General features: G+C 55.7%; 12 protein-coding genes. 8 read left to right on the top strand and 4 right to left on the bottom strand.

The annotated features are described in order from the left end of the window. The first annotated feature begins 255 nt into the window (after window positions 1-255). The 4 genes from LT948_RS28785 (at window position 256) to LT948_RS28770 (ending at window position 4058) form a co-directional block, all read left to right on the top strand. On the top strand, window positions 256-1233 hold the full coding sequence (locus tag LT948_RS28785) for a hypothetical protein (RefSeq protein WP_172405643.1): 978 nt from the start codon (window positions 256-258) through the stop codon (window positions 1231-1233). Window positions 1234-1296: 63 nt separating this feature from the next. Beyond that, complete coding sequence (locus tag LT948_RS28780; RefSeq protein ID WP_010792490.1) at window positions 1297-1494, top strand: hypothetical protein; 198 nt, start codon at window positions 1297-1299, stop codon at window positions 1492-1494. 208 nt (window positions 1495-1702) lie between these two features. Further along, on the top strand, window positions 1703-2788 hold the full coding sequence (locus LT948_RS28775; protein WP_010792489.1) for a sugar diacid recognition domain-containing protein: 1086 nt from the start codon (window positions 1703-1705) through the stop codon (window positions 2786-2788). Between the two features lie 124 nt (window positions 2789-2912). Continuing rightward, window positions 2913-4058, top strand: coding sequence for a glycerate kinase (locus LT948_RS28770; RefSeq protein WP_232197134.1), 1146 nt, complete (start codon window positions 2913-2915; stop codon window positions 4056-4058). 421 nt (window positions 4059-4479) lie between these two features. Here the strand turns inward: LT948_RS28770 and LT948_RS28765 are convergent, their stop codons facing one another. Further along, on the bottom strand, window positions 4480-4671 hold the full coding sequence (locus LT948_RS28765) for a hypothetical protein (RefSeq protein ID WP_010792486.1): 192 nt from the start codon (window positions 4669-4671) through the stop codon (window positions 4480-4482). Window positions 4672-5048: 377 nt separating this feature from the next. On the opposite strand from LT948_RS28765, the gene LT948_RS28760 reads away from it, so the two are divergent. Together LT948_RS28760 and LT948_RS28755 are read left to right on the top strand one after the other, a co-directional pair. Next, window positions 5049-6104 carry a prepilin-type N-terminal cleavage/methylation domain-containing protein gene (locus tag LT948_RS28760; protein WP_021018403.1) on the top strand — a complete coding sequence of 352 codons (1056 nt, stop codon included), beginning with the start codon at window positions 5049-5051 and terminating at the stop codon, window positions 6102-6104. A gap of 196 nt (window positions 6105-6300) precedes the next feature. Then, window positions 6301-7551 carry a TerD family protein gene (locus LT948_RS28755; protein ID WP_232197133.1) on the top strand — a complete coding sequence of 417 codons (1251 nt, stop codon included), beginning with the start codon at window positions 6301-6303 and terminating at the stop codon, window positions 7549-7551. Window positions 7552-7596: 45 nt separating this feature from the next. On the opposite strand, the gene LT948_RS28750 is transcribed toward LT948_RS28755, so the two are convergent. The 3 genes from LT948_RS28750 to LT948_RS28740 form a co-directional block, all read right to left on the bottom strand. Next, entirely contained in the window at window positions 7597-8121 is a 525-nt protein-coding gene (locus tag LT948_RS28750; RefSeq protein ID WP_021018402.1) for an RES family NAD+ phosphorylase, read from the bottom strand. Beyond that, on the bottom strand, window positions 8118-8513 hold the full coding sequence (locus LT948_RS28745; RefSeq protein ID WP_010792483.1) for a hypothetical protein: 396 nt from the start codon (window positions 8511-8513) through the stop codon (window positions 8118-8120). The genes LT948_RS28750 and LT948_RS28745 overlap by 4 nt, the downstream gene beginning before the upstream one ends. 209 nt (window positions 8514-8722) lie before the next feature. Next, window positions 8723-10657 (bottom strand): hypothetical protein, encoded by a 1935-nt coding sequence (locus LT948_RS28740; protein WP_010792482.1) that lies wholly within the window; start codon window positions 10655-10657, stop codon window positions 8723-8725. Window positions 10658-10805: 148 nt separating this feature from the next. Between LT948_RS28740 and LT948_RS28735 the strand changes: the two genes are divergently transcribed. Both LT948_RS28735 and LT948_RS28730 read left to right on the top strand, forming a co-directional pair. Beyond that, a complete protein-coding gene (locus tag LT948_RS28735) occupies window positions 10806-11087 on the top strand; it encodes a hypothetical protein (protein WP_010792481.1) in 282 nt (93 codons plus the stop codon). An 878-nt stretch (window positions 11088-11965) separates the two neighbouring features. Then, window positions 11966-12490: a hypothetical protein gene (locus tag LT948_RS28730; protein WP_232197132.1), complete on the top strand. Its 525-nt coding sequence runs from the start codon at window positions 11966-11968 to the stop codon at window positions 12488-12490. The last annotated feature ends 550 nt before the right edge of the window (window positions 12491-13040 follow it).

The following is a 13040-nucleotide window of genomic DNA, read 5'->3' as shown; positions in this document are numbered from 1 at the left end:
CCGCCGGCATCATCACCGAACTGCCACTGGCAAAGCACAGCCCTGTCATTCCCTGCAGCTTGCCTGAAGCGGGGATATGTCAAGGTGCTGTTATGCTGTGTCCCTGTTATTCATCAAATGATCGATGCCATGACGACGGAAACTCGGAGCAGGACCACTCTAATCTCGGTAGGCAAGCAGCTTCATGCCTCCCCTCAAACCGGACAGGACCGCGCCTGTCTTGTTCGCCTGAGCGATGGGACAGAGCGCTTAGCATTGATCCAGCTTGTAACCTCCAAGCAGCAAGGATCATTGCACAGAGGGGCAGAGTTCTTCCGCGTTTCGTTTCGATTCGTAGGGGATGATTCAGATCCGGACTGCCAGTACCACCTCGATCAGAACACCGTGTGGTGTGTCATCGACCACAAAGACTGCCAGATCGTATTTGGCCCCACCGATGGCATTGAGATCAGACAGCCGGGGCTCGGCATTGGCTCGTACCTCATGGCGCAACTCATCCGACTAATCCAGCAGTCGGAGATGCGTGGCAACTACCAGGTCCAGGCGGTACATCTTCCTATCGCGGCTCAGACCAAGGTCAAGCCAGAGGATGCCCGGGCTAACGACGCGCGGATCGAGACATTCCTGACTCGGGTTGGGTTCTACGTCTCACCAGCTGCTGGACAGAAGGTGATTGGGGTGCGGCGTGCCCAAGACCTCCGCCCTTGGTGGAACCAACAGAAAGTCAGTTTCCTCTCCTTCCCCAGTTTCGTGGAGTTGGCGGCGAGGTGGCAACGAGAGAAAAACCAGTCGGAAAAAGCCGTCGAGGCCGCACAGCGCATTGTTGAAGGCGCCCACCTGCATGCCTCCCAACTTCAAACCGCGCATGCTGAAGAGGTCGCATCTCTCGAATCCAAGATTGAGCAACTGGAAGGAACGGTGAGTTCGCAGGAAGAACAACACGCAGCGTTAATTCGCGAGTTACTGGAGAAGCAGGCAGAAGAAACTCAAGGCTTGCGTAGGCAGATTGAAGATATCCAGAGTATGCATGGCCAGATCGAAGATCGGGTTACAGCCCTGAACCCTGCCCAGCCCTCCGCCGGGGATACGTTGGAGGCCCGGGCCGAATCTGCCACCCAGATGCAAAGAACTCTGACAATCAGCTTGGCCCCGGCCCTCATGAAGCTCCTCTGGGCAGCTTTAGCGCTTTCCGCGTTTGCATTGGGTGCTGGCGCGCTGACCAACCACCTCTAATCAGGCCACCGTATGCACGCAATAGACGCTACACCTCCGGATGACTTCCCGGAACAGGTCATCATGATGGACAAGGACTTAGCGAAAAGGCATCCCGGTAAAGCCTTCTACCTCAGGATCAAGGTGGAAGCAGGGATCGAGCATGTCGACCTCGATAACGCTGTGACCCCGCGCGAGGCCCGGCAAATGGCGATATCCCAAGGCTACGCCCCAACGCATTGGATGACTGTTGGTGATCTCCGGCCGACGCGGTTTTATTAAGCATCCTGGGAAACAGGGCAGAGGAGCGGCCGAGGGGGCAGACGGTTCAAGAGAGTGGACCGGAATTTCATGTGCGCTCCCATCAGCCGCGGTGGAACTATTGCGACTTCCTCAGGGTTTCTGGGCCCCGAGCAATGATTTTCCGAAAAGCTGGTGGCAACCGCCGGCCTCGGTACACTGGCCTGAAATAAAACACAGGCCTCCGGCAATGTTCGATCTTGACCACTCCCTCGCCCAGGAAATCGCCGACCGAGCGATGGCCATCCTTCCGCGCAACGTGAATGTGATGGACAGCCAGGGCTTGATCATTGGGACAGGGGAGGCTGAGCGCCTCTATACCCGCCACGAAGGGGCTCAACTGGTCCTCGCCAATAATAGGGCTGTGGAAATCGACAGCGCTGCTGCTGGCGCTCTCAGAGGCGTTCAGGAAGGGGTGAACCTTCCACTGTGCCTGGATGGCCAGCTGATCGGCGTCATCGGCGTATCTGGCGATCCCGAGGAGGTCCGCACGTTCGCTGAGATGGTACGAATGACCGCTGAAATGTTGGTGGCCCAGCGGAACGACCAGCAGCACCAGATTTGGCTCCAGAAGCGGACTGAAGATGTACTGTCTGCCATCCTCCTTTCCGGCCAGTCTGCTCACCGAGCCATCGTTGAGGCCCAGCGATTGGGTCTGAAACCTGATCTTCGTCGGACGGCAATCCTCCTCGAGCTGGCCAACCCATCCGACATTGAGCAGGTCACCAGATGGATTCAGCACCAGGTAGCCGACGCCTGGTGCGTTCCGTTGCATGCATCAGGCCTGGTCTGGTGCCCACCTCGCACCGTTCTACCGGATTTTCGTGAGCGGGTAACTCGCGCCGGCATTTCATTCAGCAGAGTGGCGATCGGCACCCCAAACATCGAAACCGGATCTCTGCGCTCTGAGGTTGAGCAGCTATCTGACTTGATGGCCTACGCCCAAGCTAAGATCCCAGATAACCAGTGGCTTGATCTGGCCGCTCACAGAATTCCGGTCGCAGTGTGGCGGTATCGTTCCGAGAATGGATTTCAGCAACTGGCTGAGCCTTACCTCGCCCTGCAGCAAGAGGATGGTAATGGCCAGCTACGTAAGACATTGAAGTGCTGGGTGGAGCACGGAAGTGATGGCCAAGCCTGTGCAGAGGCACTGAATATCCATCGGAACAGCCTTCGTTACAGACTGGAGAGAATCGCCGATATCACCGGTTTCGACCTCGCGTCCCCCAAGGGCATCACTGAACTCTATCTGGCTATGATCCTGGCTGCGGAGTAGGGATTCGTGGGCCTTGTAAAATTGCACAAAAGACCGTCATAAAGTCTGTGATTCCCACCTACCCGCCGCGCACCTGAAGCAGGAACAATCCCCTCAAACAACAGCTTGGCCCGAGGGGTACTGCATGAAAGTTGTGATCGCACCGGATTCGTTCAAAGAAAGCCTGTCAGCAGAGCTCGTGGCGGTAGCCATTGCCCTGGGAGTACGAGATTCGGCTCCTGACGCTGAAATCGTATGCGTGCCAATGGCAGACGGAGGGGAGGGTACCGTCGACGCGGTCCTGGCTGCCACCAGGGGGGAACGCCGGTTCAGCCGCGTCCGTGGACCACTTGGGGCAGAGGTCCAGGCAACCTGGGGGTGGTTGAGCGAATCCCGCACGGCGGTGATCGAAATGGCGGCTGCCAGTGGCATCCACCTGGTAGCGCCCGCCGCCCGCGACGTGACGCGCGCATCCACCTTCGGAACTGGTCAACTGGTTCTGCAGGCTCTAAACGCCGGCGCGCAACGAATCATCATGGGATTCGGTGGGAGCGCGACCAATGATGGCGGTACCGGAATGTTGCGAGCGCTTGGAGCCAAGTTTCTGGACTCTGCCGGCGATGAGCTCGAGGAGGGTGGACTGGCGCTCAATGCCCTTCGGCGGATCGACCTCAGTAGTTTGGATGAAAGGCTACATAAAGTCCGGATTGATGTTGCCTGTGATGTCGACAACCCACTCACCGGGCCAAAAGGGGCCTCCCACGTTTTCGGCCCACAGAAAGGTGCATCACCTGATCAGGTCCTGGCTCTGGATGAATCATTGGCCGCGTATGCCGACATCGTGGCAGAGCAGCTCCAGGAAGACGTTCGTGATTTCCCCGGGGCTGGCGCTGCTGGAGGTATAGGCTTCGCTGCAAAGGCATTTCTCCAGGCAGAATTCAGGCCCGGCGTTCAGCTGATCGCAGATCTGTCTGGGCTGAGCCTGGCAGTTCAAGGAGCCGACTTGGTGATCACCGGCGAAGGTAAGCTGGACGAGCAAACGCTATATGGGAAAACCCCTGCTGGGGTAGCTGCTATCGCAGCTGCAGCAGGGGTACCGACTGTAGCGATCGCCGGCACGTTGGGAGCTGGGTATCAGCGTCTGCGCAACATTGGAATCGTTGCAGCCTTCTCAATCACTTCTGGCCCAATGAATCTGGAGTCCGCGTGCGCTGACGCAGCGATGCTGCTTCGTCATAGAGCTGCGGACGTGGTGCAACTGTGGAAGGTAGCCAGAGTAGGGGGGTCCTGAGGGAACCCCTCAGCCCCAGGACCCAATTCTGGTGTGGAAACCGCGAAGTGGGATGGTAGCGGGACGGAGGGGCAAGGCCTAAATAGGGCCTGGCCCCTAGGCAGTCTGCCCTTGGTTGCGCGCCTCGACTTTCGCCCAGGCTTCGGCGCTCGACTCAGTGTGGCCGCAATGCCGACACTGATACCCATCAGTGCGGCCGCTGGGGTCAGAGTCGCACTCATGGAACTCCATCGCCGTGAAGTGGCACGTGGGCACCGGCTCGCCTCTGGACGTACGCATCAGCTGAACACAGTCGGCCATGAGCAGCCTGTATTGGGCGTTGTCTTCAGGGGTAATGATTGGTTCTCTCATGGGAAAGAGGTCTCCTTTATAGACAGGCGAAGGGGCTGCTCGAACGACATGCTCTGTCTCCGAGGAGGCCTCAGCTGACGTATTCAACGGCAGCATCGTAGAGCGTCTTTGCATCTAGGACGGCCTCCCTGCATGCGGCGTCCATTGCACCCTCATCATTGGGGTCGAGTTCTCCGCGCTCAACCTTCGTATCCACGATCTCCGAGGCTATCTCGATGATTCGCTGCTTACGGGGGGTTGGAATAGAAAGTGCGACAGACATCAGGCTGATCCTCCTTCAGGATTTGAGCATCCACCGTAACAACCGTTGGACTGTGCCAGAAGCCTCGGATGGGCTGAATTGGTCATACCCCCCCCAGAGCTTCTTTTTCAATGCTCGATACCAAGCCAACATGGCTTGATTTTATTGCAATGTAATCAAACTGTGATCACAGGAAAAGCTGAGCGTTAGGATAAATGCTAGCTGTTCCGCAGTCTGTGTTGAATTATAAATCACGTATCGTGTTAGTTTTAATGGAATTTCAGAGCCATCATTTGGCGTGTATCCCTACATCGAATTTCGGAAACTGAATATGAGCTAGCGCGCTCTGCACGGCCTTAGCCCACCGAAATCAAAAACACGTTTTGGGATATTCCTCGATGCGTACCCGTGAAGCTGGATTCACATTGCTTGAACTCTCGGTTGTAATTGCAATAATGTCTATGTTGGCTGTTATGTCTGTTCCAAGATACTTGGAGGAGATAAACGACAATAGAGTAAAACTCGCAGCCTCTGAAACTCAGACTGTGATCGATGCGGCCAGAACATATCGAGCGCGAAACGGCTCCTGGCCTGGTGGCGCTACGTGTTTGCAGGCTATCCAAGCACTACAAGACAACGTTCCCCCTCTCATTCCGGGTAACCTTTCGGTCAACAAATTCAATAAGGCGGTGTCCACCTCATGCACCGCTTTTACATTTAGCGTTGACCAGGAGGTTGCCCAAGACTGGGACGGTGTGCTTTCTAACATGCTCCCCGGGACAAGCATCGTAGACACAGCTGCGAACCGAATAAGAACCACAATTGGAGTGCCGGGCTCAGAGCCAGCACTTGATTCCAAACTATCGCGGATTGTAACAGCTAATGCTGACCTGAATAGGATGCAGACTAATCTCTTGCTTGGCGGAAATAATATAAGCGAGGTTAATAATATCTCGGCGGTATCGGCATCAATCAGTGGGAATGTGAGCACGAATACTTTAACTGCCCAATCTGCTTCGATTTCAGGGCAGGTCAATTCAAACTCCGCTGTAACCAACTATGCAACTATCAACGGAACAGCGACTATCGGTAGCCAGGTAACCTACGGCACCGCCGCTGTGTATGGTGAAACCTGGTTTGGTGGGGCCTCGCAATTCGATGGGAATGTGGTGCTGAAACAGGGGGCGGTCATCGCCAACATCGTTGGCGAAAATACCGCGTGTGGAATCCTCGGCCAGCAGGCGCGGAATTCGACTGGTGCCACTCTTTCTTGTGACAATTACCGCTGGACAAAGCCTGGCGGCATCAATGGCATGAGGAACTGCCGATGGATCACTGGTGCACCGTTTGCGACAAAGATTTGTCCTGCAAACATGGTAGCCACAGGCATGAACTATAACGGCTACGGCAGCGGATACTCTGACCACGATGTGTACTGTTGCGAGGTGTACTGAGGTGTATCGATGTGTACCGACGCACACGAAGGAAGCCAAATCGCTACGGCAGTCAGTGGCTTATGGACTCCTACCTTTGGCTGGGCCCGTTACACTTCACCAATGAGATTTGGCCCTGAGCGGGTGAGTGCTGATCTCAAGTAATGCAATCCAGGCGAGATCGCCTGCACATCAACCAAGGAATAGGCGACGCAAATTGAGTCAATCCCTGAAACCCGGCGAGAACACAACGATCAACCAGCCCAAAGGCCAGGTCCTGGTAGCGCATTCCGCCGGCGCAAATCTCGACGTGAACCTGACGGCCTTCCTCGTCACTGACACAGGCAAAGTGATCGATGACAGCGGAATGGTCTTCTTCAATGCACCAGAGCATGCCTCCGGCGCAGCCGCTTTCTCTCCTCCCATCAACCAGGCCGGAACGGTCAGCCACAGCATCAGCTTTGACTTGAGCCGTCTTCCACCCACAATTTCGAAGATCGCCATCACCTTGACCCAGGACGGCAGCGGTGGAGGCTTCGCCGAAGTGCCCAACCTCACTGCTCGAGTCATCGCCGGCGAACAGGTACTGGATCTTGCCCCCGGGGCCTTCGACCGGGAGACGGGGATCATCGTGCTCGAACTCTACATTCGAAATGACCAGGCAAAGGCGCGATCAGTCTGGCAGGGTTTCGCCTCTGGCTTGGCCGGGCTCTGTGGCATGTACGGTGTAGAGGTCGACGAAGCGCCGGCAGCTGCTCCAACCCCGGCCGCGCCCCCTGCAAAGCCGGTGAACATCACCAAGTCAGTTGTCACCTTGGACAAGCCAGGAACCTCACACAAAGTCTCACTGGAGAAAGGTGCGGCCGCACCGAAGGCGATCAAGGTCAGCGCCACCTGGGTGGACAACGGCGACGGTCGGGACAATGACGACCTAGACCTTCGCATCGGCATCCTTCGCCCAGACGGTCGAATGTCCATAATCCAGGCGCCTGACAAGCGAGGCTCCTTCGATGCTGATCCCTTTGTGTTCCATACCGGTGACGTGGTGAGTGCCAGCGCCTCCGCTCCTGGGATCGAAACCGTCGAGATCAACCCGGCCATCTCCCATCGCATGGGTGGCAAAGTTGCGCTGGTCTGCAGTGTCTATTCCGCGGTCGACAATGGCGCCGTGTCGGTTGCCTCCCTCAAGCCGAGAATGCGGATGGAGTATGGGGACCAGGTAGTAGAGTGTGCCTTCGAATTTAAAAGCGGGTTCTTCAGCAGTCTGATTTACACCTACGTCCTGGGGACGATCGAAATCGACGGCGATGAAATTCGGATAAGCCCCAGCGGAGTGACCTCCAAAACCGGTTCTGAAGCCACGCCCTGGCTGATCCGCAAGGGAGACAAGGTCGAACTGACGATGGACGGCCCGCACGTGTTCAAAGGGCGTCCGCTCGAGCGGAAAGGAAGCAAACAGTACGTGTAAGGAGCTACCCCGGTAGCCAGGCGTGAGCCTGGCACCGGGCTTGCACTACGGGCGCGTCCAAGATGACTGGTCGGTAGGGAGATCCCCGCGAGGATCGTTTACCACAATATTCCCATGCACCGGCAACTGATCGGTGAAAAGCACCAGGTTCCGACCTCCAGGGTTCGCAACGGACTCGAACAGAATCCCAGCACAGTCAGCCTCGATAGCCAGATCCCCGACAATCCAGCTCGGCGGTTCAACGCCGTCGTTGAAGCGAATCTTTCTCCAGTCGCAGAAAAAGTCTTGCCAGATCGGGGCCCAGGTATCGTCATAGCCGCCGGTGAAGTCGATCACTCGGTCCAGACTGAGGGAATAGCTGACCAGCAGACCTGGTGGAAGGAATGCGCTTCCTTGCTGAAACTCAGCAATGGCCGTTGCCGACTCAAGCGAGAGGTATAGAGCCTCTAGCCCCTTTCGGTTAACCCGGCCACCCTGGGTTGCAGCTCCAGCTCCAGATGTAGGCGCAACGGACCACTTGGGAGTGTGCATTCGGTAGCAGGGGAGGTCCTGCACTCCGATGATTTTCATCCTTGCGCACCAGCTTCCCAGGATTGAAGGAAAGCGATCAGCTGCTCGGTTTTTCCTTCGCTGACCACTTCCTCCGCGGTCTTGTAGTTGAACGTGGAAAGAGGCTCGTTCTTAAACCAGAAGATGGCATTCGTCACGTCCGTGCCCATGTCGGTCACTGCACGCAGAACCTTCACTGAATCACGAATGTAGGCTTGGACCTTTTCCGATTCAGGCGCGTTGCGCACGGTGTTGCGATGGACATGGGCCCGGAGCGCCAAGGTCTGCTGGTCCATCGAAAAAACCTTGAGGAAGCGCTCAGGAGAGAACATCACACGGTTCACCTCTTTGAGAGCGTCCATCAAGCCCGCGAAGTTGGTGGGGCGAAGCTCTAATACGGCTTTGCTGGCCATAGGGGGCCTCCTTTAAGAATGCACTTACTATGCACAATTCTCGCACAATATGCGCATCTTTCAAGCTGCCGCGGCGATTAAGGCTCGACGCCCCCAAGATCCAAGCCTTCCCCCGGTTGAGCAAACTAACCACAAGCGGTACTCGCTGCCGCCGGCTATGCCCGCGGACAGGCCGCCAGCAAGCGGAGGAGGGGATGCCATCTCCTGGGCTAGGTGCACTTCGCCCTGGCCGCAGTATCGGAAGCCCATTCCTGTAAATGCCCAGGTACAAAAAGCTGATGGCGGGCGCGGGTACCTCCTGTGTAGACCGCAGCAAAAGCCCGGGCAGCATCCAGACGATCGGAACCGGTGCTATCCAGTAGCTCAGGGGTCAGCATCACAGAATTGACCTCCGAGTTCTTGGCCGCAACGACCGTTCCCAGTTTGTATGGCGTCTTGCCAGACTGTTCCAACTTCATGAGGCTGCGCTCGAAGTCCATTGTGGAATATCCCTTTTCAAGCATCCGGTCGATACGATCAAAGGCGCTCTCCCGCTTCGAGACATCCCTTCGCAGCGCGTCCCAGGAGGTGTACTTGAACAGGGCGCCGTGTGTCGGTCTGATTCCTTCGCGGTAGAGCCCTATGCAGTCGAGGACAAACCACCTAAAACCTCCCTCGCACCCTGGCAGAAGGCTGAACTGTGCCTTCGCGTTGGCCAAGCGCTGGAACCACTCAAACATTCCCCATTCAGACCACACCAAGATAGTAGTGGGTTGCTCGGGAATGAAGGGACGGCTATAGAACACGACCCTTGTGTCCTGATCGCGGTTCCCCTCGAGCGGGTGCACGTCGACCACAGGGTTCTGCTCGATCAGGGTGTTCACCGCAGCTTCCATCTCTCGGCCAGAACGGAGAGAGTGGAATATTTCACGCCGGCGAACGTGTGGCGCACGCTCCACAGCGGCCCCGTCCAGGCGCTGGCAGGAATCCCCCAAGGTGATCACCGGGATAGAGCACCGATCCAGGAATTGAGCCATTGGGGCAGGGAGGTCATGGGCCTCATCGACGATCACGTGAGTGAAGCCTGGCTCGACGGCCGCTGTACTGCTGAGCGAAACCTCTTTGATCCGGTGGTAGCCACGGACAGGTAGCTCCAGTGATGAAGACGACGGGAAAATGGTCTCTTGCCAGAGTCGATTTGCGCATTGGACCAGAAGCTCTTTCTGGGGCACCGAGTACGACCCGCCCAATGATGGAAGATGATGAACTCCAATCTCGGCGTCACGGCTTGTGCAGTACCGGAAGACAGTCCTGTTGGCCACTGAGGCGACTTGACTGGGAGTGAGGTTACCAACGGGCTTGAATTCTAGGTGGTTGGCAATCTGGCTCATCTCTACACGCGCTCGTCTCATCGATAAGCGGAAAGATCTGGAACCATGCCGCCCGACATCCAGTTGAAGCGAGCGGACTGCAAGCTCCGAAAAAGTCATACCCGTTACCCGCCCTGTACCGATCCTCTGCTGCAGGGCATCAAGTTGCACCTTGGTCATGGCCAGGACGAGAGGGCGGTAAGAGGTGAGGCAGTCGATGAGACGTTCGATCATGAACGTCTTTCCCGTTCCGGCGAGAGCCTGGAGGTGAAAGTCCTCATCCAGTTCTGACTTAAAGACACGGAATGCCCGGGCCTGTTGGGGGGCGAGGTTGAAGGAGTTTCCAGCTGCGTCAACAAAACCCTCGGTAAATGGGTTCAAGGCCTCTGCATGGCGTGGGGTGAATTCGAAGTCCCATTTTCGGTCTTCAGTGAGGTAATCCTCTGCATCCAGATCTTCGGGTTCGAGAAGACGGATTGACAGTGGCCGCAGCTGATTTAGCCCGGCGCTGAACAACTGAGGGTTGAAGCGGCTGATCACCAGCGAGGAGAAAGAAGCTCCCTGGCCAGCGGATTCCAGGTCAAAGCCGGCATCAATAAGGCCCGCTAATGCGCGCTCCAGTCGAGCACTGGGATCTATTGTCTGAGCCAGCGTCGGTAGTGACTGGATCGCGATCACTGCCGCCAAGGACGGAATAGACCACTGCGAAAGCAGCACTACGGGGGCGCAGTCGCGATCTTCCAAAGCATTTGCCTGAGGACGGGAGAGAGGGAGGAACAAACGTGTTCGTGGCATACCTTGGGCACCTTAAGCACACAGCACCCAGCGCGTAGATCACCCGGGACGTACTTGAACTAGATTTTGAGAAGAGTGTAACGACTCCATCCCCGAAAACTAGCCAATAGTGGGCTCCCCAATTGCATTGTCTTAGAGGTGATTCAGGATGAAGGCAGGCATTCGAATACTGGTGCAGGCCAGCGCTATCGTCCCGTTGCTGGTTGGCGGGGCTCAAGGCAATGGTGGGTTGGAATACCAGGTCTTCTCAGAGCGGTTCCACGACCTTGCAGCCACCTTGACCAAACACTCCGGTGATGGATGGAGCCTGAAGGCGGTGGAGGTCATATCCCTCAACTGCCCGCAAGGCGTTAAGGAGTGTGCTTTGGTGGTTATGGAGCGAGAGCTTTCCAGCAAGCCAAGAGCGTCAGCGAACAACACTCGAAACTAGCAGGCCAGTAAATTCAAGGGTGATAGGTGTATGATTTTCCATCCGCTCACAAGAGAACAAGCAGTATGAAGCTTCTGGCTTTATTGATGTGCATGAGCCCTGGATTGGTTTTAGCGGGATCAAACGATTGCTACCGAATCAAGGATAAAGACTCGGAAAGCTATTGCCTGGCGGTAACCAGTGGTAACACTTCGAAGTGTTACAGCATCAAGAACAAAGAAACTGAGAAGTTATGTTTGGCCGAGGTTAGAGGTAATGCTTCGTCCTGCTACAGCATCAGAGATAAGGACACTAAGAGCCTATGCCTCGCAAAGGTGAGGAAATAAGATGGACTGTGTTGAAGATGTTAATACCTGTGCTGAACCCAGCCTGTGCTGGTGGTGGTCCGGCCAACTTTGGTACGTACACCAGGAGAACGCGCACCACCGACCGCGCGGCAATGTACCACACAGCCTGGTAGGCGCCGGCTACACAAAACAACTCGCTCTCGCGGAACTCTGTCGACTTGTGCGGTGCTAAGTGATACTCAGGCCGAACGCTTAGAAGACATCGGTCTTACGGTGCTAAGAAGCAGGGCTACATTTAGGGGGTGGCGGAACGCCGCTCAAATAAATGGAGTTTCCCCAAGAGACAGTGCGTGTCCGCCCAATTTGCTGGAGCAGAGCGCAAAGACATGCCTAGCATTTCCGATTATTGTTATAATCGGAAATGCTAGGCATGTCTGTTTTTACAACTTTTAAGCATCAAAATTGTGGAATCTGCATCTTCGCTCATGCATGAGTGCGAAGACTCAGAATGGGCCTAACACCAGGCTGAACTATAGACTGTGCCATACTTCATTTGGGGGCATTCCGGGGATTCCGAACGGAGGTCCCACCATGCGTTCGCCCACACTGATTCCCTTGCTGACCAGTTGCATCATCAGTCCGCTGTGCGCCTCCCAGCCGTTTCCCAACACCCAGGTCACCGATGGACAACTATTGGCGCGGGACTTCAATCGCGGCGGCCACTCGCATGTACAGAAGCGAGCCAATAATCCTCACAACCATGCCGGTAAACGCCAGATCAGAGTGCACAACTACGCTAACGAGGCCGTGCCCTTCATCGTTCACGGCAAAAAGGCCTTCCGCGGAAAGCATGTGAAGAAAGATTTCGTAGCGAATGGCCGGCGTTTCAAAGGATCACCCACGAACTCTTTCTCGCCAGGCCAAGCGCAGCAGCGTCCCAAAATGCTCTTTGGAAAGGCCCAGCGCTTTGTTGCTGGCACGCCAAATAGGCAGTTGGTGGTATTCCGGCAGCCGGTGTACATCAATAATGGCAATGGGTTCCAGGAAAAGGTGTTAATACATGTCTTCGATCCTAGACAACGGGCATTCATCGCCAGACAAATCCAAGATCCATAAATCGTACAAACAACGCCAATTCTGGGTTTGACGTAAATACAGCAAGACACAGGGAAAGATCGGTCTTTACCCTACCCTTATATATTGGCGAAGGACTATTCCGCTCATATTTCCGCTTTATAAGTTAAGCGGAAATGCGGAGTTACGAACAGCTTATATACAGGTTGCAAACAGAAAATAGCCTTGTTATCAACAGGCTACCGGAATTCGATGTGCGGAACCGGAATTTAGTGAGCGCCTACCGGAGTTCTATGTGCGGTGGCCGGATTAGCATGTACGGTTACCGGTAATTCCTGAGCGGTCACCGGAATAATGTGTACTAACACCGGAAAGCTGTGCGCGTCAAGACGCACTGTAAACACAAGCCCGCTGCTTGTTGTAGCCATCTATCCACACCCTATAACCCCAGTTGGTAATCCCATGTTAAATAACCCCATTCATTTTAACCCCACTACTTAAACCGAGCATCGCACCCCGATGTTGCTTGCAGCTAACCCGCCAGCATCTGGAAAGCGTCATCCTGGTTTGACTGCAGGTGCTCATCGCTCCC

This window comes from Pseudomonas sp. CP-1, assembly GCF_021213715.1.
GTDB classification, from domain to species: Bacteria; Pseudomonadota; Gammaproteobacteria; order Pseudomonadales; family Pseudomonadaceae; genus Pseudomonas; species Pseudomonas aeruginosa.
The sequence above is the reverse complement of the archived record's forward strand: the minus strand, read 5'-3'. Positions and strand labels throughout refer to the sequence as shown.